This window comes from Streptomyces sp. CNT360, assembly GCF_000424785.1.
In genome coordinates this window covers 225,868-247,344 of record NZ_AUKO01000012.1, presented here as the reverse complement: position 1 = coordinate 247,344, position 21,477 = coordinate 225,868, and the positions used below count along the sequence as shown (strand labels likewise).

The following is a 21,477-nucleotide window of genomic DNA, read 5'->3' as shown; positions in this document are numbered from 1 at the left end:
ACCTCTGGGGGCGGAGTGGGCCGGTGGGTGCTGCGCGTCGGCGGCGCCGGGTGCGGGCCCGCCTTGAGGGCGGTGCTGCCTCACGCCGGGGCGCCTTCCATGACGAGGTCGAGCACCCGGTGCTCGTCCAGTTCGCGGGCCGGGGCCTCGTGCACGACGCGGCCCTCCCGCAGGACCAGCACCCGGTCGGCGAGGCCGAGGACCTCGGGCAGTTCGCTGGAGACGAGCAGGACGCACACCCCCTCGTCGGCGAGCCGCCGGATGACGGCGTACAGCTCGGCGCGGGCCCCGACGTCCACGCCGCGGGTGGGCTCGTCCAGCAGCAGCACCCGGCAGCCGTGCAGCAGCCAGCGGGCGAGCACGGCCTTCTGCTGGTTGCCGCCGGAGAAGGTGCGCACCGCCCGCTCCGGATCGTCGGGGTGGAGCGCCAGATCGCGGGTGTGCCGGTGGGCGGCGGTCCGCTCACGGGCCCGGTCGAGCCAGCCGCCGCGGGCGAACCGGGGCAGGGAGGAGACGGAGACGTTGCGGGTGACCGACTCCAGCATCAGCAGCGCCTGCGACTTGCGCTCCTCGGGCGCCAGCCCGATGCCGGCGCGCACCGCGGCCGGGACGCTGCCGGGCCGCAGCGGTCTGCCGTCCACCAGCACCCGGCCCGCGGTGGGCCTGCGCGCCCCGTAGAGCGTCTCCAGGATCTCCGAGCGTCCCGAGCCGACCAGTCCGGCGAGGCCGACGATCTCGCCGGGCCGCAGCTCCAGGTCGAGCGGGGCGAACTCGCCGCTGCGGGCCAGTCCTTCGGCCCGCAGCACCGGCTCGGCGCGCGGGCCGCCCGGCGCGGTGCCGGGTCGGTCGCCGGGCCTGTCCGGGAAGGCGTACTGCACGTCCCGGCCGGTCATCCGGGCGACGAGGGCGTCGGTGGGGGTGGTGCGGGCGGGCAGGTCGCGGGCGACGACGCGGCCGTCCTTGAGGACGGAGACCCGGTCGCCGATGCGGCGGATCTCCTCCAGCCGGTGCGAGATGTAGACGACAGCCACCCCCGCCGCGGTCAGGCTCTCGACGATGCGGAAGAGGTTGTCGACCTCGTCGGGGTCGAGCGCGGCGGACGGCTCGTCCATGATGATCAGCTGTACGTCGTGCGAGAGGGCGCGGGCCATGGAGACGATCTGTGCCCCGGCTGCGGACAGGGACCCGACGAGGGTGCCCGGGTCGATCTCCGGGTGCCCGAGCCGGGCCAGCAGCTCGGCGGTCCGGTCGCGTGCCTCGCGGGACCGCACCAGGCCGCGGGTGGCGACCTCGTGACCGAGGAAGACGTTCTCGGCCACCGAGACATGCTCGACCAGGTCGAGCTCCTGGTAGATGGTGGCGATGCCCAGCCGCATGGCGGAGACCGGGGTGGGCAGCCGCACCGGCTCGCCGCGCCAGGTGATCCGCCCCTCGTCGGGCTGGTGCGCGCCGGACAGGACCTTGATCAGCGTGGACTTGCCGGCGCCGTTCTGGCCGAGCAGGCAGTGGACCTCTCCCTCCGCCACGTCGAGGTCCACACCGTCGAGCGCCCGGACTCCGGGAAAGCTCTTGGTGATGCCGGACATCGTCAGCAAGGGCATGCAGGACCTCCGTCCCAGGGGGCGTACGGGGAGTTCGCTGTGCGGGCGGTGCGGGGAAGCGGTGCGCTGCGCTGTGCGGTCGTACGTACGGGGTGGGGCGGTGGTACCGGTGCGGTGCGGTCGCGCCGAGCGGAGCAGCGACGTCGGTACGGTGCAGTGGCGTTGCTGCGGTGCTGGTGCAGAGCGGTGCTGGTGCGGTGGCGCCTGGTGCTCCGGTGCGGATGCGTGCGTGCGATGCGCGGTGGTGCTGGTGGCGCCTGTTCCGCCGGCGGTGGTGCCGGGGCCGCCGGGCGCCCTACACGGGCGAGAAGAGGTGGTCGCTGGTGAGCCGGGCCGCGCCCGTCACCCCCGCGACCTGCCCCAACTCGCCCAGGACGATGGGCAGGTTGCCGGTCGCCAGGGGCAGCGACTGGCGGTAGACCTGGGTACGGATACTGGCCAGCAGGGTGTGGCCGAGCCCGGTGACGCCGCCCGCGATGACGACGAGACTCGGGTTGAAGAAGCTGACGAGGCCCGCGATGACCTGGCCCACCCGGGCCCCGCCCTCGCGGATGAGGTTGAGCGAGGTGGCATCCCCTGCGGAGGCCGCAGCGGCGATGTCCGCGGCAGTGAGGCGGCCGTGCTGCTCCAGCAGCCGGGCCAGTTCCGAGGACTCCCCCTGCCGGGCCGCCTCCTCCGCGTCGCGGGCCAGGGCGGCGCCGCCGAAGTAGGCCTCCAGGCAGCCGCGGTTGCCGCAGGCGCACTGGCGCCCCTCGGGCTCCACCTGGATGTGCCCGACGTCGCCGGCGCTGCCGGTGGTGCCGTGGTGGACCTCGCCGCCGACGACGAGGCCGCAGCCGATACCGGTGCCGATCTTGACGCAGAAGAAGTCCCGCACGGAGCGGGCCACTCCGGCCTGCATCTCCCCCATGGCCATCAGGTTCACGTCGTTGTCGACCATCACCGGGCAACCCAGTTCCTGGCTGAGCGCCTCCCGCACGGGGAAGCCGTCCCAGCCCGGCATGATCGGCGGTGCGACCGGCACGCCCTCCGGGAAGCGGACGGGCCCCGGCACCCCGATGCCCGCCCCGTCGAAGCCCTCGGCCACGCCGGTGTCCCGCAGCTTGGCGACCATCGCGAGCACCTGGTCGAAGACGGCGACCGGTCCCTCCCGCACGTCCATGGGCTGGTTGAGGTGGCCCAGGATCTCCAGCTCGGCGTTGGTGACGGCGACGTCGATGGAGGTCGCCCCGATGTCGACGCCGAGGAAGCGCAGTTGCGGAGCGAGCCGGATGTTGTGCGAGCGCCTGCCGCCCCGTGAGGCGGCCAGGCCGTCGGCGACGACGAGCCCCGTCTCCAGCAGCCGGTCGACCTCGACGGCCAGCTTGGAGCGGGACAGGTCCACGCGGTCGCCGAGTTCGGCGCGCGACCTCGGACCGCCGTCGCGCAGCAGGCGGAGCAGCCGCGCCTGGTGCGCGTTCGCGGGCCGTGCTGTCATGCGCCTCACCGCTCCCCCTCCAGCCGCCTGTTCCGGCATCGGGTCACATCCGGGAATGTACGGGGAACGTAGCAGCGCTCGCCCGGGTTGGAAAGAAGTTATGCATGAACCAGTTCGACTTTTTCCCGTGAATGGACAAAGCGCCGACCCGGATGCCCCGCCGACGCCGGGGCACCCCTCACGTAGGGTCGGCACCACGGAGGTGAGTTGACATGGGCAGGGTGACCGAGCGACGGCCCGTCATCCGGGTACGGGACGGAGCCGTCAGCACGCGGCCCGACACCCTGGTGGCGGAGGAACCGCTGGAGATCCGGCTGAACGGGAAACCCCTGGCCGTCACCATGCGCACCCCCGGTGACGACTTCGCGCTGGCGGCCGGCTTCCTCGTCAGCGAGGGCGTCGTCGGCGCGGCGGACGAGGTGGCCACCATCGCCTACTGCGGCGGCGCCCGCGACGAGGGCGGCAACACCTACAACGTGGTGGACGTGCGGCTCGCCGCGGGCGTCCCCGTCCCGGACATCGCGCTGGAACGCAACGTCTACACCACGTCCTCGTGCGGACTGTGCGGCAAGGCCAGCCTGGACGCCGTGCGCACGACCGCGCGCTGGCAGGTGGACACCGGCCGCCCCACCGGGCTGGGAACGGAGCTGCTCGCGGCGCTGCCGGACCGGCTCCGTGCGGCGCAGCGGGTCTTCGAGCGCACCGGAGGGCTGCATGCCGCCGCGCTCTTCTCGCCGGAGGGCGAACTGCTCGACGTACGGGAGGACGTGGGCCGCCACAACGCCGTGGACAAGCTGGTGGGAAACGCCCTGCGGAGTGGAGCGCTGCCCCTGCGGGAGGCGCTGCTGATGGTCTCGGGCCGGGCCTCGTTCGAACTGGCGCAGAAGGCGGTGATGGCGGGCGTACCGGTGCTTGCCGCCGTCTCCGCGCCCTCGTCGCTGGCGGTGGAGCTGGCCGAGGAGGCGGGGCTGACGCTGATCGGCTTCCTGCGCGGTTCCTCGATGAACGTCTACGCGGGCGCCCACCGGCTCGCCCTGCCGGTGGGCGCCGGCTGAGTTCCCGTACGGTCCGGCCGGATCGAAGGCGGCGTACGGCGCGCGGCCGATGACCCCCTCGCCGGTTCCGCCGGTTCTGCCGAGGCGCCGGAAGGCGGTGCGGGGCAGGTCCGCCAGGGCGGGCGGAGAGCGCGGTCGGCCTCGGCGCCGGAGTCTCCGGTGGCCGTCATCCGCGCAGGGTGGCCGCCCGCGGGTCACCCTGCGGCGGCGCGGAGCCGGCCCGTCCCGGGGCCGCCTTGCTCCCCGGTTCCGCCGCCGCATGCGGCGCGGCACCCGCGGGGCCGTCCTCCGTCCCGGTTGCCCCGGCTTCCTCGGCTTCCCCGACTTCCTCGGACGGCGCCCAGCGACGGGCAAGGTAGGCACAGACCATCAACTGCATCTGGTGGAAGAGCATCAGCGGCAGCACCGCGACGGCGGCCTCGGCGCCGAACAGGACGCTGGCCATGGGCAGCCCGGCGGCCAGGGACTTCTTGGAGCCGGCGAAGCAGATGGCGAGCCGGTCGGGGCGGTCGAAGCCGAGCCGGCGGGAGCCGAACCAGGTGACGGCCAGCATCAGGGCCAGCAGGACGGCCTCGACGCCCAGCAACGACAGCAGCCGCACCGGGGTGACCCGCCCCCAGATGCCCTCCGTCATGCCTTGGCTGAAAGCGGTGTAGACGACAAGGAGGACCGAGGAGCGGTCGACGTACCCGAGCACCTGCTTGTGCCGCGTCAGGAAGCCCGCGAGCCAGCGGCGCAGGAACTGGCCCGCGAGGAACGGCGCGAGCAACTGGCAGCCGATCTCCACCAGACCGGAGGCCGACAGCGCCGCCTGCCCGCCGATGAACCACGCGGCCAGCAGCGGGGTGGCGAGGACACCGACGAGGCTGGAGTAGGTGCCGGCGCAGATGGCGGCCGGAACGTTGCCCCGGGCGATGGCGGTGAAGGCGATCGAGGACTGGATGGTGGAGGGGACGAGGCAGAGGAAGAGCAGCCCGTTCTGCAACTGCGGGGTGAGCACGTGCGGGACGAGGGCGTAGGAGGCCAGTCCGAACAGCGGGAAGAGCACGAAGGTGGACAGCAGCACGGCCAGGTGCAGCCGCCAGTGGCTGAGCCCGTCCAGAGCCTCGCGGGTGGACAGCCGGGCGCCGTACAGGAAGAAGATGAGCCCTACCGCGATCTTGGTGGCCCAGCCGAAGCCCTGGGCGGCGGCCCCGGAGGCGGGGAGCAGCACGGCGACCAGCACCGTGGCCACCAGCAGCAGGATGTAGGGGTCCAGAAGTCGGGCGAGGCGGCGCATGTGCACCAACATACCGCTGGACGGAAGAGCGTTTCCGTACGCTTCCTGCCGGCCCCCTGCCCGTGCTGCGTCAGGGGAGGTTTCCGGCCCCGCTCCCGCAGGGCCGGACCACCTGGCCGGTGGCGAGGCCGGTGGGCGTCAGCCCGGTGAACGCCTTGACCTCGCGGTGGAGGTGGGACTGGTCGGCGTAGCCGCTCCCGGTCGCGGCACCGGCGGCGTGCCCTGCGGCCAGCAGGTGGGCGGCGTGGTCGAACCGCACCAGCCGGGCCGCGCGCTTCGGTGTGATGCCGAGCTGGACACGGTCGAGCGCCGGGACCACCGGGCCCCACGGACCGCCCGAGCCTCCCGAGCCTCCCGAGCCGTGGACGAGCAGCAGTGGCGGTGCCTGCCGGGGGCCGTCGCGGACCACGCGCACACCGTGCGCGATCTCGGCGCTGTGTTCACTCATGGTTCACTCATGCGGCGAGGGTGCCGGTGCTGCCGTCCGCCCGTCTTGTACTTATGTGCCCTGGCCAGGTGGAGACGGGAAGCGCGGCAGGGAGCCGACCGGCGTCGCGGCCGGGACGGCTCTCGCCGTGGCCGAAACCGGTCCCCGACGCCCCCGTCCGTCGCCTGCTTTCGCGAAGGACCGGTGGGCCACGTTGCGGCCTCGCGAAGGTTCGGTGCAGAAATCCGGTGGGTCGGGCGACGACTTGGCGGCGATCCGCCCGCACACCGCCGAACTGTCCTCAATTGACCGACTGACCTGCGCGGACTCCCTGCCGATCATGCTCACCCATCGGATACGGTCACTCGCGCCGCCCCAAGCGGCGCTGTGCAGTCGAGGAGCAGAGTCTTTGCGCGAGTTCACCGTTCCAGCCCTTGTGACGGAGCCCCAGGTGGGCGGGCTGGCCGACGCCGTCTTCGCGCACGCGGAGGAGCGCCCCGAGCTGCCGCTGCTGGCGCGCAAGGACGCGCACGGCCAGTGGCAGGAGGTGTCCGCGGCCCGGTTCCGCGACGAGATCGTCGCGGTCGCGAAGGGTCTGCTGGCCCAGGGTGTCCGCTTCGGGGACCGCGTGGCGCTGATGTCCCGTACGCGTTACGAGTGGACGCTGCTGGACTTCGCGCTGTGGTCGATCGGTGCGCAGCCCGTCCCCGTCTACCCGACGTCCTCGGCCGAACAGGTCGCCTGGATGCTGCACGACGCCGAGGTGACGGCGGCGGTGGTCGAGCACGAGGACCACGCGATGACCGTCGGCTCGGTCGTCGACGGGCTGCCGCGGCTGAAGAAGCTGTGGCAGCTGGACGCCGGCGCCATGACGGAGATCCTCGCCGCGGGCGCCCACCTGGACGACGAGATCGTGCACCGGCACCGGCGGGCGCTGACCCCGGAGACCGCCGCCACCGTCATCTACACCTCCGGCACCACCGGCCGCCCCAAGGGCTGCGTGCTCACCCACGCCAACTTCATGGCCGAGACCGACAACATCGTGGCCCGCTACGACCGGGTCTTCAACGCCAAGCACGGCCAGCAGGGCTCGCTGCTGCTGTTCCTGCCGCTCACCCACGTCTTCGGCCGCATGGTGGAGGTGGCGGCGGTGCGCGGCGGGATCAAGCTGGGGCACCAGCCGGAGATGACGGCCAAGGCGCTGCTGCCCGACCTGCGCACGTTCCGCCCCACCTTCATCCAGGCGGTACCCCACCTGTTCGAGAAGATCTTCCAGAGCGTCCGCCGCAAGGCCGAGGCCGAGGGCAAGCTCGGGCCGTTCGAGAAGGCCGTGGAGGTGGCCGTCCGTTACGCGGAGGCCGTCGAGCACAAGGCCTTCGGCACCGGCTCGGGCCCGGGCACCTCACTGCGGATGCAGCACCAGGTCTACGACAAGCTCGTCTACGCCAAGCTGCGCGACGCGATGGGCGGCCGCTGCCGGTACGCGATGTCGGGCGGTTCGGCCATGGAGCGGCGGCTGGGGCTCTTCTACGACGGTGCGGGCATGCGGATCTTCGAGGGGTACGGGCTGACGGAGACGACCGCCGCCGCCGTCGCCAACCCGCCCGAACGCCCTCGCTTCGGCACGGTCGGACAGCCGGTACCGGGCACCACCGTGCGGATCGCCGAGGACGGTGAGGTCCTGCTGCACGGCGGGCAGATCTTCGGCGGCTACCTGAACAACGCGCACGCCAGCCAGGGCACCCTGCGCAACGGCTGGCTGGCCACCGGCGACCTGGGGACGCTGGATGGGGACGGCTATCTGACGATCACCGGCCGCAAGAAGGAGATCCTGGTGACCTCCGGCGGCAAGAGCGTCTCCCCCGGCCCGCTGGAGGACCGGGTACGCGAGCACCCCCTGATCGGCCAGTGCATCGTGCTGGGCAACGACAGGCCGTACGTGTCGGCGCTGCTCACCCTGGACGAGGAGGCGGTGCAGCACTGGCTGGCGATGCGCGAGAAGCCGGAGCTGGGCCCCGCCGAGCTGCTGCAGGACGACGATCTGGAGCGGGAGATGCGCCGGGCGGTCGTCGCGGCGAACACCCAGGTCTCGCAGGCCGAGTCCATCCGCACCTTCCGCATCCTGGCCCGCCCCTTCACGGAGGAGGACGGGCTGCTGACGCCGTCGCTGAAGCTGAAGCGGGCGGCGATCGAGGCGGCGTACGCCACCGAGATAGAGGCGCTGTACCGGGGCTGACCTGCGCGGGGATAGAGCACGCCGACGAGGGGTACCCCGTGACGGGGCGAGCGGGCGGCGCGAGCGGTCGTGGAACAGATCGCCGGTGCTGATCGTTGGCCCAGGGGCGTAAGAACATGAACCCGCGACAAGGTAAGGACCCCTCCGTGAGCAACGTTCCCACCACCACGCTCAACAACGGCGTCGAGATGCCGCAGCTCGGCTTCGGCGTCTGGCAGGTGCCCGCCGACGAGGCGGCCACGGCGGTGACCACGGCGCTGGAGTCCGGCTACCGCAGCATCGACACGGCCGCGGCGTACGAGAACGAGGAAGGCGTAGGGCGCGCCCTCGCCGCGTCGGGCCTGGCCCGCGACGAGCTGTTCGTCACCACCAAGCTGTGGAACGCCGATCAGGGGTACGACACCACCCTGCGCGCCTTCGACGCCTCACTGGCCAAGCTCGGCCTCGACTTCGTGGACCTCTACCTGATCCACTGGCCGATGCCGGACGTCGACAAGTACGAGGACACCTGGCGCGCCTTCGAGAAGATCTACGCGGACGGCCGCGCCCGCGCCGTCGGCGTCTCGAACTTCCAGCCCGCGCACCTGAACAAGCTGATCGAGCTGGGCGGCACGGTTCCGGCCGTCAACCAGATCGAGCTGCACCCCCGGCTCCAGCAGTCGGTGCCCCGCGCCTACCACGCCGACCACGGCATCGCCACCGAGGCCTGGTCCCCGCTCGGCCAGGGCGGTGACCTGCTCGACGACCCGACGCTGGCCGGCATCGCGAGCAAGCACGGCAAGACGGTCGCCCAGGTGGTGCTGCGCTGGCACCTCCAGCTCGGCAACGTGGTGATCCCGAAGTCGGTCACCCCCTCCCGCGTACGGGAGAACATCGACCTGTTCGACTTCGAGCTGACCGGCGAGGACATGGCCCAGGTCGCCGCCTTGAACACCGACACCCGGATCGGCCCCGACCCGGACACCATGAACTGGCAGGGCTGACCCCGGCCGCAGTCCCCGCCGCTACGCGTGGCCCGGTCCCTCCTCGGGCGCCGGGCCACGCGTGGGCAGCTCGTACCGTGGCGGACCGGGCGTCAGCTCGCGCCGTGGCCCGGTGCGATCTGTTCGATGCGCCGGGCGAGCGCCACGTCGAGCTCGGTGATCCTGCCGCCGACGCTGTGGGTGCTGACCGTGACGGACAGCGAGTTGTAGCCGAGCGTCAGCTCGGAGTGGTGGTCGAGTTCCTCCTGGATCGCAGCGACGTGCACGGCCATGGCCGCGGCCGGGAGGTGCCCGGACAGCGAGTAGGAACGGGAGAGGCTGTCGCCGTCGGTCGTCCAGTGCGGAAGACCGGCCAGTGCCTGCTCGGTCTCCTCGGGAGTCAGCGGCTGCGGCGCCATGGGGCCTTCCTTCCGTTCGACGACGAGGGTTCTCGCGCCCAGCCTGCCACGCGCCATCGGTTACCGTCTGGTCCCATGACCGCTCCGACGGAAGCGCCCGCGATCGGCGTGCTGCTGCGGGACTGGCGCGAGCGCGCCGGCCTCAGCCAGCTCGAACTGGCGCTGCGTGCCGACTCCTCGGCCCGCCACATCAGCTTCATCGAGACCGGCCGCACCGCCCCCAGCCGGGAGATGGTGCTGAAACTGGCGGCCACCTTGGACGTGCCCGTACGCGAACGCAACACCCTGTTGCTCTCCGCGGGCTTCGCGCCCGCGTTTCCCGCGACGCCGCTGGACGACCCGTCGCTCGGCCAGGTGCGGGCCGCCCTGGAGCAGATGGTCGCCGCCTACGAGCCCTACCCGGCGCTGGTGATGGACGGCCTCTACACGGTGGTGGCCGCCAACCGGGGCATCACCGCGCTCCTGGACGGCGTCGCCGCACACCTGCTGGAGGCCCCGCTGAACGCCATGCGGATCACCCTGCACCCGCAGGGCCTGGCGCCGCGCATCCGCAACCTTCCCGAGTGGCGCGGCCATCTGCTGCACCAGATGGGCCGGCAGCTGGCACTGCACCGTTCACCCGCACTGCGCGCGCTGCACGACGAGGTGGCGGCCTATCCGCTCGCCGGCGACGGCACGGCTGCCGCAGCCGACCGCGGCGCCGGTTCCGGAAGCCGATCCGCGTCCGGCAGCGAGGGGGAAGCACCGCAGGACCAGGGGGCCGCACCCCGCTTCGCGCTGCCCCTGGTCATCGACCGCGGGGGCCGTACCCTCGCGTTCCTCTCCACCGTCGCCACGTTCAACACCCCGTTGGACGTCACCGTCTCCGAGCTGGCCGTGGAGACGTTCCTGCCTGCCGACCCGGCCACCGCCAAGGCGCTCTCCGAGCAGCAGGCGCTCGGGCACCGGCCCGGCAAAGAGACGGGCCACCCGACGCGCCACACGGCTCCGGACCGCCGCAGTCCCTCGGGCCGCGCCGCCCCGGCCCGTCGTACCGCGCCGTGACCGCACAGCTCCACTAGCGTCGGTGCCGTGCCCGAGAATCCGGACGAGAACCCGCACGAGTCCCCGCAGGAGAGTGCGCCCCACCGCCACCCCGGCAGCCTCACCCTGCACGTCGGACGCGAGGAACTCGTCGTCCGACAGCGCTACGAGGCGGCCGGAATCGTCAACGACGCGCTGATCGCCCTCTGGTTCCTGATCGGCAGCATCATGTTCTTCTCTCCCGCGTGGACCCGGACCGGCACCTGGTGCTTCGTCCTCGGCAGCGTGGAGCTGATGATCCGGCCCGCGATCCGGCTCGCCCGACAGCTCCACCTCCAGCGCATGCACAGCGACACCGGCGGCCTGACCGACTCCGACCAGGACTACTGACCCTCCCCTACGGGAACCCCCGGAGTTGCCGCCTGGGGGATGTCCCGGAGAGCGGGTGTAGCTGGCTACACCCACCGGGGAGGCCAGACCCCCGCCCCCACAGGCGTGCTGCGCGGCTGTCCGCGCCCGGCGGCGGCCGGAAGGCTCGTAGGCATGACGACAGCGATCGACGTGCCCTCGCCCCGCACCGGACGGAACGGCCGAGGCGAACGGGCGGGCAGCGACTTCTCCCGGCTCGCCGACCGGATCTCGGCGGCGGGACTGATGGCCCGCAGGCCGCGCTACTACGCCGTACGCCTCACCCTCGTCGCCCTGGCTTTCGCCGCGGGCTGGGTGGCCCTCTTCACGGTGGGGGCCTCGTGGTGGCAGCTCGCGGTGGCCGCCTACCTGGGCGTGGTCTACGGACAGCTGGCGCTCGTCGCCCACGACCTGGCACACCGCCAGGTCTTCCGCGGCCGCCGCGCCAGCGAGGCCTTCGGCCGCGCCGTGGGCAACCTGTGCATCGGCATGTCGTACGGCTGGTGGATGAACAAGCACACCCGCCACCACGCCAACCCCAACCACGAGGACCTCGACCCGGACGTGGCGCCCGACATCCTCGTGTGGTCACAGGAGCAGGCCGCCGAAGCGCGCGGGCTGCCCCGGTTCATCGGCCGGCACCAGGCGGCACTGTTCTTCCCGCTGCTCACCCTCGAAGGCTTCAACCTGCACGTCTCCAGCGTCCGGGCGCTGCGCCAGCCGCACATGAAGCGCCGGTGGCTGGAGGGCGGGCTGCTCCTGGTCCACCTCGCCGGCTACCTCGGCGCACTCTTCTGGGCGCTGCCTGTCGGGTGGGCCCTCACGGTGCTCTTCGTGCACCACGCGGTCTTCGGCGTCTACCTCGGCAGCATCTTCGCCCCCAACCACAAGGGTATGCCGACCCTCAAGGGGGACGAGCGCCCCGACTTCCTGCGCCGCCAGGTGCTGACCTCCCGCAACGTGCGGGGCGGGCTGCTGACCGACATCGCGCTGGGCGGGCTCAACTACCAGATCGAGCACCACCTCTTCCCCAGCATGCCGACCCCGCACCTGCGCAAGGCACGGCCCCTGGTGCGCGCCTACTGCGCCGAGTTGGGCATCCCGTACCACGAGACGGGGCTGCTCGCCTCCTGGGGCGAAGCCCTCGGTCACCTCCGTGACGTGGGCGCCCCGATCCGCGCCCGGCGCTGAGGCGGCCCGGCGGTGGAGCCGCGACCCGGAGCCGAGCCTCAGCCGCCCGGGACCGGGAGCGGCTCCGGACCGTCGGAAGCGGAGGCCGACTCAGGGGCGGACGTGGGCGAGGCCGAGGCCGGGGACGCCGGGGACGCCGGGGACGCCGGGGACGCCGGGGACGCCGAGGACAGGGACGCCGGGACGGGGGCGGGGGCTGCCGGGGCGGGCAGCCGCCCGGCGCCCGGAAACAGACCGGGGTCGGCGGACTCGGCCAGCCAGCGCCGCAGCACCCGGTGCACCGCCTCGGCGCCGACCAGTTCCTCCCCGGGCGCCACCGGCTCGGACAGCTCCAGAGGGGAGAGCAGGAAGGCGTGACTCTGCTCGCCGCCCAGCCCCCCGTGGGAGCCGACCTGCTCCTCGAAGGCGTGCACGGTCCCCGTGGCGGGGTCGAACGCGGAGTTGACCACGATGTCGGGCACGTGCGCGAAACCCGCCGTCCGCCGCACCGCCTCGGCCGCGCCCGGGCCGAACGGGGCCAGCGGATCGTGCGGACCGACGATCTCGCCGGTCGCCAGCCGGTGCTCGCAGCCGCCGGCCCCCAGCACCACCGGGCCGTGCTCCTCGCTCTCCACGAGCACGAACCCGATCCCCTGGTGCTCGGTCAGCGTCGGCAGCAGCGCGGGCCGCAGCTCCTCGATCCGCTCGCGCGTGACGCGCCCGGGGATCTCGGGGAAGGAGATCAGGCCGAGGTTCCCGGAGGCGAGGACCACCGGGCCGCGCTCCCGGTCGGGAGTGCGCGGCACCTCCTGGCCGCACTCCTCCGGCCGCCGCAGCGCGGCGCGGGCCGCCGCACGGGCCTCCGAACCGCTGGCCGTCCGGCCGGCGCGGCGCGGCACCCGCAGCCCGCTGCCCGCCCGCACGAGGTCCTCCAGGGTCAGCCCGTAGGCCTCCTCGAACGTCTCGCCCGCGCTCTGGCCGTGGTCCGAGAGCAGCACCAGACGGTAGGGGCGCGGGGACCGCGCGGCGACCTTGGCGATCAACTGCACGGAGCGGTCGAGGCGGCGCAGCACCTGGCGGGTGTCCCGGCCCCGGGGCCCGGAGTGGTGCGCCACCTCGTCGTAGCCGACCAGGTCGGCGTAGACGGCGGTGCGGCCGCTGAGCATGTCGCCGAGCACGGCGGCCACCACCACGTCGCGCTCGACGACGGTGGCGAACGCGCGGACGAACGGGTACAGACCGCCACGCCCCACCCGGGGCCGCTCGCGGCGCAGCAGCGCGCGCGTCGACTGGACCGCCTCACGCACCACCTCCGCGACGAACGAGACCGCGGTGCGGGTGGCGTTGGCCGGGTCGGAGAAGTAGGCGAAGTACCCGGCGCGTGACCGGGTGTCCCGGCCCCGGCGGGCGGCGACCGAGAGCACCAGCGCCACCTGCCGGGCCCCGCCGGTGAACAGGTTGCCCCGGCTGGCACCGTCCTGGGCGAGCAGCCCCTTGTCGCCGGTACGTTCCACCGCGCGGCGCTGGAGAGCGGCGGCGCTGGTGGGGCGGTTGCTGACGACGACCTCGCCGGTCTCCTTCTCGTACCAGCGGAAGGCGGGCACGTCCTCGTTGCTGCCGTGCAGGATGCCGAGCTGGCTGGCGCCGGTCTGGCTGGACCAGTCGGTGCGCCAGCGGGTGAGCCGGTGGGAGTGCGCGGACATGGCGGCGACGGAGGGCATGAGCGGCTCGCCGCCGTCCGGAGCGCTCACGGCCTCCTTGAGGACCTGGTACCCGAGACCGTCGAGCTGGAGGAAGACCGTGCCGGGGGTGGCGGGCAGCTCGCTGCGGCCCTCCCTGCGGCGCCTGCGCACGGCTATCCGGGCCAGCCTGCGACGGTAGGCGCGGTCGTCCCGTACGGCGAGCAATGCGTTGGTCGCGGAGGACGCCGCCGACATGACCGCCGCGACGACCACCGCCATCGAGGGGTCCGTGCTGCCGCTGCCGTACGGGACGAGGGAGAGCGCCAGCCACAGCAGCGAACCGTTCAGGAAGAAGACGAGCAGCCCGAGGACCAGCGCAGGCACCAGCAGGAAGGCACGGACCAGCAGCGGCCACACCAGGGCGCTGAGCAGACCGAAGGCGCCGGCACCCGCGGCGGCCGTGATACCGATCACGGTGGCGCTGTCGCCGCTGGCCGACTGGAGCCGGAAGTCGGGCAGCACACCGGCCAGGACGAGCATCGTGAGGGTGCTGACCATCCAGACAGCACCGACGCGCAGCGCGGCCGCGCCCAGCCTGCGCCACGGAATCCGGAACGCGCGCACGTCCTCCAGGTCACCTTCCGCTCGTCCGCAGGGGCCTTCGCCCCTGTCTCCCCTGTGCTCCTGCCGGGCAGCGCTTCCGTCCCTGTGGCGGGAACTTCTGCTGCCTCCCCTGTGAGAGCATCCTCCACTTTTGCACAGTCCCTCCGGGCGGCCGGACGGCGCTGCACGGCGGAGGCCGCCGTCGGCGCGTGGCCCCGCACGCTTAGGCTCGGGGATACCGGACACCCGCGCGCCGACACCGCGAGAGTGCCCGCACAGCCGGCGGACAAGCGCCGGCGGGCCAGCCAGTCCGAAGGAGGAACGCACGTGCCGGTCGAGGTCACCTGGTGGGGGCACGCCACGGCCACCGTCCGGGACTCGGGCGTCACGGTGCTGACGGACCCGCTGCTGGTGCGCCGCCTCGCCCACCTGCGCCGCAGGCGCGGCGCGTTGCCGCCGCCCGAGGCCGCCCGCGCCGACCTGGTGCTGATCTCCCATCTGCACGCCGACCACCTGAACCTGGGCTCCCTCGCCAGGCTGGAGCCGGGGACGCGTGTCGTGCTGCCGCGGGGCGCCTCGCGGGCCGTGCCCGGGCTGCGCCGGCTCGGACGGCTGCTGGAGCTGGCCGAGGTGACGCCGGGCGAGACCGTGCGCGCCGGCGAGGTGACCGTACGTGCCGTGCCCGCCGCCCACGACGGACGGCGGCTGCCGATGGGACGGCACGCCTCCCCCGCGCTGGGGTACGTGATCGAGGGCGAGGAGCGCACCTACTTCGCCGGGGACACCGGGCTGTTCGACGGCATGGCCGAGGCCGTCGGCGCGGTGGACACGGCGCTGCTGCCGGTGGGCGGCTGGGGCCCGTTCCTGGGCAAGGACCACCTCGACGCGGGGCGGGCGGCCGAGGCGCTGGCCGCGCTCCAGCCGCGCAGCGCGGTGCCGGTGCACTTCGGCACCTACTGGCCGGTCGGCATGGACGCGGTCCGGCCGCACGAGTTCCACTCCCCGGGCTACGAGTTCCAGCGGCTGGCGGCCGGTCCCGCACCCGAGGTCACGGTGCACCTGTTGGAGCACGGCGAGAGCGTACGGCTGGAGGCGGACCGGTGAACGGGGCCCTCCTGGACGGGCCGGTCACCGGGCTGGCCGCCGGGGTGAGCGGTCTGTCCACGGTCGTCGAGACCCTCTCCGACACGGTCGCACGGCCCCCGGAAGCCACCCAGCAGGCGCTGGGCTACCCCTCCCTGTTCCTGCTGATCGTGCTGGGCTCCCTGGTGCCCGTGGTACCGACCGGGGCCCTGGTCAGCGGGGCGGCGGTGGTGGCCCTCCACCAGAGCCTGCCCGCGCTCGCCCTGCTGGCCGTCTTCGGCATCGCCTCCCTCGCCGCGTTCCTGGGCGACATGGCCCTCTACTGGCTGGGCAGACGCGGTGTCGGCTCCAAGAACGGCTCCAAATGGCTGTCCGCGCTGCGCGAGCGGGCGGCGCCCGAGCGGCTGGCGCAGGCCGACGAGAAACTCCGCGAGCACGAGATCGCGGTACTGGTCGTCTCCCGGCTGGTGCCCGCGGGCCGCATCCCGGTGATGCTGGCCTGCCTGCTGGCACGGATGCGGATACGGGAGTTCGCCCGCGGCGACGTGTTGGCGTGCCTGGCCTGGTCGGCCGCCTACCAGGTCATCGGCGTGGTGGGCGGCTCGCTCTTCCCCCGCCCCTGGGAGGGCGTGCTGGCGGCCGTGGCGCTGACGGTGGTGATCAGCGCCGCGCCCTCCCTGTGGCGCCGGGTGCGGCGACCGCGGCGGCCCCGCACCTCGGAGTGACATCCGCCGCGCACGGCCTGCCCGGCCGGGCCCGTGTCAGGGGTGCGCCGGCTCCAGGAGGCGGGACGCGCCCACCGGAAGGTCCCACAGGTCCTCCCGAGGCAGCCCCGCCTTGTGCCAGGCGGCCCGCACCCGGATCAACGGCTCCAAGGGCGGCTCGCCCGAGAGCAGGAACGTGGACCAGTGCATCGGCGCCATGCGGGGCGCCCCCACGTCCTGGCAGGCGAGCACCGCTTCCTCCGGGTCCGTGTGGACGGGACGCAGCATCCAGCGCGGGTCGTAGGCCCCGATGGGCAGGATCGCCAGGTCGATGCCCGGGTAGCGGCGGCCGATCTCGCCGAACCAGTGCCCGTACCCCGTGTCTCCCGCGAAGTACACCCGCTGCTTGTGCCGGTCCGTCAGCACCCAGCCGCCCCACAGGGACCGGCAGGTGTCGGTGAGGGACCGCTTCGACCAGTGGTGCGCCGGTACGAAGTCGAACCGTACCCGCGCACCGTCCGGGGTGGGCAGTTCGGCGCCCTCCCACCAGTCCAGCTCCGTGACCGTGGTGAAGCCGCGCTTGCGGCACCAGCCGCCCAGCCCGGCGGGTACGAAGAGCGGGGTGTCACGCGGCAGCCTGCGCAGGGTGGGCGCGTCGAGGTGGTCGTAGTGGTTGTGCGAGATCACGACCGCGTCCACCGCCGGCAGGTTCCGCCAGGCGACGCCGACCGGCGTGACGCGGGCGGGGGTGCCGAGGATCTTGCGGGACCAGACGGGGTCGGTCAATACCGTCAAACCGCCGATCCGCACCACCCAGCTCGCGTGCCCGGCCCAGGTGACGGCGACGGTGTCCGGACCCGGATCGGGCATCGGGCCCGGTGCGAACGGCAGCCTGGGGATCTCCTCGGCCAGCGCGGCGGAGACCGGCCGCATCGCGCCCTCGCGGGCCATCCGCGCCAGTGCCCGGACCCCCGGCAGGGGTGAGGTGAGCCGGTCGACGAAGGAGCGCGGCCACATGCGGCGCGCTCCCACGGGGCGGGGCGGGGACAGCGCGGGTGGCGGGGGCTGGAGCAGCACGTCGGTCGGCCCGGACGCACCGCCGTGGCCGGCACCGCAGGCGGGCACCGGCCTCCCCGGCTGTGCCCCGTGCGCGTGCGGAGCCGCATCCGGTGCGGGGCCGCCGCCGAGCGGGGTGCCGTCGGCGGCGCCCTCGGGAGGCATGTCCTCGGGGGACGCGCCCTCGGCGGGTCGGCCTTCGCCGGAGGAGGTGGGGGTGACGCCGGAAGAGGCAGGGCCGTCGGGCGGCGGGGTGCCGTCCGCGGGGGTGGGCCTCTCCTGCGCGGAGCCCCCCTCCGGCGGGGACGAAGCGGTGGAGGAGGGCTCGGATCTCTGCCCGGTCCGATCGGTCATCTAGTGAGAGCTCCCATCCGTGAGGTCGGCCAGCACCGACTGCACCTGTGCCAACGCCTCGGCCACGTCCGGCGATTCCCCGCGCACCGGCTCAGCGGGGTCCCGCGGCCGTCCGCCGGTGAGCACCTCCGTCGACAGTTGCACCCGCAACTCCCGTGGGTCGTCGCCGAAGCGGTGCCCGCCCACCGCGTAGGGGCCGAGGCGGCGCACCAGTTCGGCCTCCAGCCGGGGTGCGTCCGTGATGCCTCGGGCGGCGAGCAGGGGCCTGAAGCGGTCCAGGTCCGCGTAGAGGTGCCGCCCGAGGCGTGGCGGGCGGCACACGGCTCCGGCGTCGGAGACCGCCGCGTGCAGCAGGCGGGCCAGCCTGCCGTGCAGCCGGGACTCGGCGGTGCGCCGGGCCCGCAGGTCCCCGGGTTCGGCCAGCGCCTCGGCGGCCACCCTGGCCACGGGCTCCGAGGGCCCGCCGCAGCCGAGCGCCGTCAGCCTCTCGGACGCACGGGCGCGCAGCAACCGCCCCTGCTTTGTCCCGGCGAACCGCGCGACCCCTGCCTGCGCCCCCGGCGGCAGCATCGTGGGCCCGAGCCCGGCGAGGACCACCGCGTGTTCGGGACGCCCCGCCTCGGCGAGCATCTCGGCCGGGCTAACCAGCACGGTCTCGTGCGGCTCGTGCGAGGTGTCCCGCCACGTCTCGTCGCTGACGAGGAGCAGGCCTTCGGCGACGGCCGCCTCGCACACCTCGTGCAGCAGTTCGGGCGGCGCGGCCGTCCCCGTGACGTCGTCGGCGACGGAGAGCACCAGCGCTCGCGGCTCCTCCCCCGCCGCCCGTGCTCTGCGGACCGTCTCCAGCAGCGCGAAGGGGTCGGGCATACCCCCGCACTCGGCGGGCACCGGCACCGTGTGCACCGTCCGCCCCAGCAGGTGCGCCTGGGGCGCGTACCAGGACGCACACGGGTGCGGGAGCAGCACGCTGCCGACGCCGCCGGACTGCTGCCGCTCCTCGTCCAGCCCCGCCAGCACGGCGAGCAGCAGCACCTCGGCGCCGGGCGCGACGGCCGTCTGGGCGGGTTCCGTGGGCAGCCCCCGCCGCCGCCAGTACCCGCACGCGGCGTCCCGCAGCGCGGTCAGAACGTCAGCAGCGGCGTGCGGGGGCGAACTCTCCTGGGTCCCCCGGTCCGCGCGCCGCATATGTCCCGCCTACCTGTAGATCAGACAACCGTCTTGTGTACACCTTCGCAGACGGCTGTGACACCGGCATCGGCGACACGGCTGCGCGCGGACGCCCGCGCGGCGTCGAGGTGAGCTGTCCTCGCCCGAGCAGGCGTCAGGGGGGCGCGGTTGCTCAGGCGCCGCGGTCGGCGGACATCGCACTACGGCGCCGGGCACGGCCGCCCGTCCTCGCCGCCTGCCGACGGCGGGTGCGGCGCCGCCCCTCGTCCTGACGCGCCGCCGTACGCCGAGCGGCATGACCCGCAGCGGTTCGGCGTCGGGCCTCACCGGCGGAGGCCCATGTGCCCGAGAACTGTGTGCCCGAGAACTGTGTGCCCGAGACCTGTGTGCCGGAGACCTCGCGCTCGCGGCGCCGGTCGGCCTCGACCTCGTGGTGGATGCGGGCACAGGTCCGGCTGATGAGCCGCGAGACGTGCATCTGCGAGATGCCGAGCTGCTCGGCGATCCGGCTCTGGGTCATGTCGCAGAAGAAGCGCAGGTACAGGATGCGCCGCTCGCGCTCGGGCAGCCGCCGCAGCCGCGGCTTGACCGCCTCGCGGTAGACCACCTGGTCGAAGCCCGGCTCGGAGTCGCCGAGCGTGTCGACGAGCGCGTACCCGTCGTCCGCGCCGGGCAGTTGTGCGTCCAGGGACAGGGTGCTGTAGCTGTCCAGCGCCTCCATGCCCAGCAGCACGTCCTCCTCGCTGAGCCCGGTGTGTTCGGCGATACGGCGCACGGAGGGGCTGCGGTCGTCGAGGTGGTGGCTGAGTTCGCGGCGGCCGACGCGCACCCGGTTGCGCAGCTCCTGGATCCGCCGGGGCACGTGCAGCCCCCACATGTGGTCGCGGAAGTGCCGCTTGACCTCGCCGACGATGGTCGGCACGGCGAAACTCTCGAAGGCGCAGCCCCGCGAGACGTCGTAGCGCGCGACAGCTTTGACCAAACCCAGTGCCGCGACCTGTTCGAGGTCCTCCAGCGCCTCGCCCCGGTTGCGGAAGTGCCGGGCCAGCCGTTCGGCCATCGGCATCCAGGCCTGCACCACCCGTTGGCGTACCGCGTCCTTCTCGGGGCCGTCGGGCAGCTCAGCGATGCGCCGGAAGTCGGCGGCGGTGTCGGGGGCGTCGTGGTGCGGGCGCTTCGCGCGTTTCGTGCGGACGGTCATCGCTGTGCTCCCGTAGCGGTCATGTCGGCGAACGGACACCGCGGGAGCGAAGGCACCGACGGGGCGACGGAGCGGACGTGGTGCGCGCGTCGATCCCGCGGAAGTGCCTTCTTTCCGAAGCACGGACTCCCGGGTGCCCGGCACCTTCGGAGCCAAACACCGCCCTCCGGTGGGCGCCCGAACCGCCCAACTCCGCTGTCGGTGATGGTGATACGGGAAGGAGGACATCGGGGGCGACCGTAGGGGCCATCGGTGAACTGTCCACATTTCGAAACTATATTGTTCGTATCGCAAGACGACTGATTGGCTGCGTGCATGGCACACGAGACCGCCGTGTACACCCACGGCCACCACGAGTCCGTTCTGCGCTCGCACCGCTGGCGCACCGCCGACAACTCGGCCGCCTACCTGCTCGGCGAGCTGCGCCCCGACCACCGCGTCCTGGACATCGGCTGCGGCCCCGGCACGATCACGGCCGACCTCGCGGCGCTGGTGCCGCAGGGGTCGGTCACCGGACTGGACGCCGCCGAGGGCGTGCTGGCCCAGGCGCGCGAGACGGCGGCGGAACGCGGCCTGCACAACGCCGAGTTCACCACCGGCGACGTGCACGCGCTCCGGTTCCCGGAGGGCTCCTTCGACGTCGTCCACGCCCACCAGACCCTCCAGCACGTGGGCGACCCCGTCGGTGCCCTGCGGGAGATGCGCCGGGTGTGCGCACCCGGCGGAATGGTGGCCGCCAGGGACGCGGACTACGGCGGCATGTTCTGGTACCCCGAAGTGGCCAGTATGGACGAGTGGCTGGATCTCTACCGCCGTGTGGCCCGCACCAACGGCGGCGAACCGGACGCGGGGCGCCGCATGCACGCATGGGCACGGCAGGCGGGCTTCACCGACGTCACGGTCACCACCAGCACGTGGTGCTTCCACTCGCCCGAGGAGCGCGCCTGGTGGAGCGGCCTGTGGGCGGACCGCACGGTGGATTCCAGCTACGCCCGCATCGCGGTCGAGGGCGGGCTGGCCACCCACGAGGAGTTGCAGCGGATCGCCGAGGCGTGGCGGGAGTGGGGTGCGCAGGAGGACGGCTGGTTCGCCGTCCTGCACGGTGAGATCCTCTGCCGTCCCTGAGACCCCACCCCGGGCCAGGACGCTGGGGCCGCGGCAACTCCCGTCCCCGGCCATGCGGTTCGACGCGGTGGCCGCCTAGGGTGGGGCCATGGATATTCTCGGGGCCTCGCTGCGTATCTGCGTCGACGATCTGGATGCCGCCGTACCGGTGTACGAACGGCTGGCGAGCGCGGAGGCGATGCGCTTCAGCAACGGCCCGGTGGAGGTCGCGGCCGTCGGACCGTTCTTCCTGATGAGCGGGGACCAGGAACACCTGGAGGTGCTCGCCAAGATCAGCGCCACCCTCGCGGTGACGGACGTCGACGAAGCGCTCGCCGACCTGCACACCGTGGGCGCGCAGATCATCACCGGGCCGAAATCCACTCAGATCGGCCGCAGTCTGGTGGCCCGTCACCCCGACGGCAGTGTCTTCGAGTACGTCGACAGGAAGACCGAGGGGTAGCGG

The 21,477-nt window shown here is 73.4% G+C and carries 17 protein-coding genes and 2 pseudogenes; 10 read left to right on the top strand and 9 right to left on the bottom strand.

The window, feature by feature from the left end; genetic code table 11:
- Window positions 1–80: 80 nt before the first annotated feature.
- On the bottom strand, window positions 81–1,601 hold the full coding sequence (locus tag H297_RS0114120; protein WP_037794068.1) for a sugar ABC transporter ATP-binding protein: 1,521 nt from the start codon (window positions 1,599–1,601) through the stop codon (window positions 81–83).
- Window positions 1,602–1,896: 295 nt separating this feature from the next.
- A complete protein-coding gene (locus H297_RS0114115; RefSeq protein ID WP_027737592.1) occupies window positions 1,897–3,078 on the bottom strand; it encodes an ROK family transcriptional regulator in 1,182 nt (393 codons plus the stop codon).
- A 212-nt stretch (window positions 3,079–3,290) separates the two neighbouring features.
- Between H297_RS0114115 and fdhD the strand changes: the two genes are divergently transcribed.
- Complete coding sequence (gene fdhD, locus H297_RS0114110) at window positions 3,291–4,133, top strand: formate dehydrogenase accessory sulfurtransferase FdhD (RefSeq protein WP_027737591.1); 843 nt, start codon at window positions 3,291–3,293, stop codon at window positions 4,131–4,133.
- A 166-nt stretch (window positions 4,134–4,299) separates the two neighbouring features.
- On the opposite strand, the gene H297_RS36275 is transcribed toward fdhD, so the two are convergent.
- Window positions 4,300–5,412, bottom strand: coding sequence for a bile acid:sodium symporter family protein (locus H297_RS36275; protein ID WP_078514068.1), 1,113 nt, complete (start codon window positions 5,410–5,412; stop codon window positions 4,300–4,302).
- A gap of 121 nt (window positions 5,413–5,533) precedes the next feature.
- A pseudogene (locus H297_RS0114100) lies at window positions 5,534–5,713 on the bottom strand (helix-turn-helix domain-containing protein); the annotation flags it as partial.
- Window positions 5,714–6,248: 535 nt separating this feature from the next.
- Here H297_RS0114100 and H297_RS0114095 point away from each other — a divergent pair.
- Entirely contained in the window at window positions 6,249–8,075 is a 1,827-nt protein-coding gene (locus H297_RS0114095) for a long-chain fatty acid--CoA ligase (protein WP_027737589.1), read from the top strand.
- A gap of 146 nt (window positions 8,076–8,221) precedes the next feature.
- A complete protein-coding gene (locus tag H297_RS0114090) occupies window positions 8,222–9,058 on the top strand; it encodes an aldo/keto reductase (RefSeq protein ID WP_027737588.1) in 837 nt (278 codons plus the stop codon).
- A gap of 92 nt (window positions 9,059–9,150) precedes the next feature.
- Here the strand turns inward: H297_RS0114090 and H297_RS0114085 are convergent, their stop codons facing one another.
- Entirely contained in the window at window positions 9,151–9,456 is a 306-nt protein-coding gene (locus H297_RS0114085; RefSeq protein WP_027737587.1) for a 4a-hydroxytetrahydrobiopterin dehydratase, read from the bottom strand.
- Between the two features lie 75 nt (window positions 9,457–9,531).
- Between H297_RS0114085 and H297_RS36270 the strand changes: the two genes are divergently transcribed.
- From H297_RS36270 to H297_RS0114070, 3 genes are all read left to right on the top strand, one after another.
- Window positions 9,532–10,500, top strand: a complete 969-nt coding sequence (locus H297_RS36270; RefSeq protein WP_078514041.1) for a helix-turn-helix transcriptional regulator — start codon at window positions 9,532–9,534, stop codon at window positions 10,498–10,500.
- A gap of 27 nt (window positions 10,501–10,527) precedes the next feature.
- A complete protein-coding gene (locus tag H297_RS0114075) occupies window positions 10,528–10,869 on the top strand; it encodes a YrhK family protein (protein WP_078514039.1) in 342 nt (113 codons plus the stop codon).
- Window positions 10,870–11,022: 153 nt separating this feature from the next.
- Window positions 11,023–12,078, top strand: coding sequence for an acyl-CoA desaturase (locus H297_RS0114070; protein ID WP_027737585.1), 1,056 nt, complete (start codon window positions 11,023–11,025; stop codon window positions 12,076–12,078).
- Between the two features lie 38 nt (window positions 12,079–12,116).
- Here the strand turns inward: H297_RS0114070 and H297_RS36265 are convergent, their stop codons facing one another.
- Window positions 12,117–14,297, bottom strand: coding sequence for a phage holin family protein (locus H297_RS36265; protein WP_078514066.1), 2,181 nt, complete (start codon window positions 14,295–14,297; stop codon window positions 12,117–12,119).
- 372 nt (window positions 14,298–14,669) lie between these two features.
- Between H297_RS36265 and H297_RS0114060 the strand changes: the two genes are divergently transcribed.
- Together H297_RS0114060 and H297_RS0114055 are read left to right on the top strand one after the other, a co-directional pair.
- Entirely contained in the window at window positions 14,670–15,446 is a 777-nt protein-coding gene (locus H297_RS0114060) for an MBL fold metallo-hydrolase (protein WP_027737584.1), read from the top strand.
- Window positions 15,447–15,499: 53 nt separating this feature from the next.
- The gene (locus H297_RS0114055; RefSeq protein ID WP_037794154.1) at window positions 15,500–16,150 is read left to right on the top strand and encodes a VTT domain-containing protein; all 651 of its coding nucleotides are present in this window, start codon (window positions 15,500–15,502) and stop codon (window positions 16,148–16,150) included.
- 36 nt (window positions 16,151–16,186) lie between these two features.
- Here H297_RS0114055 and H297_RS0114050 read toward each other — a convergent pair whose 3' ends face one another.
- From H297_RS0114050 to H297_RS36260, 3 genes and pseudogenes are all read right to left on the bottom strand, one after another.
- Window positions 16,187–17,539, bottom strand: coding sequence for an MBL fold metallo-hydrolase (locus H297_RS0114050; RefSeq protein WP_027737582.1), 1,353 nt, complete (start codon window positions 17,537–17,539; stop codon window positions 16,187–16,189).
- Entirely contained in the window at window positions 17,540–18,724 is a 1,185-nt protein-coding gene (locus H297_RS0114045) for an aminotransferase class I/II-fold pyridoxal phosphate-dependent enzyme (RefSeq protein WP_027737581.1), read from the bottom strand.
- A gap of 397 nt (window positions 18,725–19,121) precedes the next feature.
- Window positions 19,122–19,907: pseudogene (locus H297_RS36260) on the bottom strand (SigB/SigF/SigG family RNA polymerase sigma factor); the annotation flags it as partial.
- A 315-nt stretch (window positions 19,908–20,222) separates the two neighbouring features.
- Between H297_RS36260 and H297_RS0114035 the strand changes: the two are divergent.
- Both H297_RS0114035 and H297_RS0114030 read left to right on the top strand, forming a co-directional pair.
- Window positions 20,223–21,032, top strand: a complete 810-nt coding sequence (locus tag H297_RS0114035; protein WP_027737580.1) for a methyltransferase domain-containing protein — start codon at window positions 20,223–20,225, stop codon at window positions 21,030–21,032.
- An 88-nt stretch (window positions 21,033–21,120) separates the two neighbouring features.
- A complete protein-coding gene (locus H297_RS0114030; protein WP_027737579.1) occupies window positions 21,121–21,474 on the top strand; it encodes a glyoxalase/bleomycin resistance/dioxygenase family protein in 354 nt (117 codons plus the stop codon).
- Window positions 21,475–21,477 lie beyond the last annotated feature (3 nt).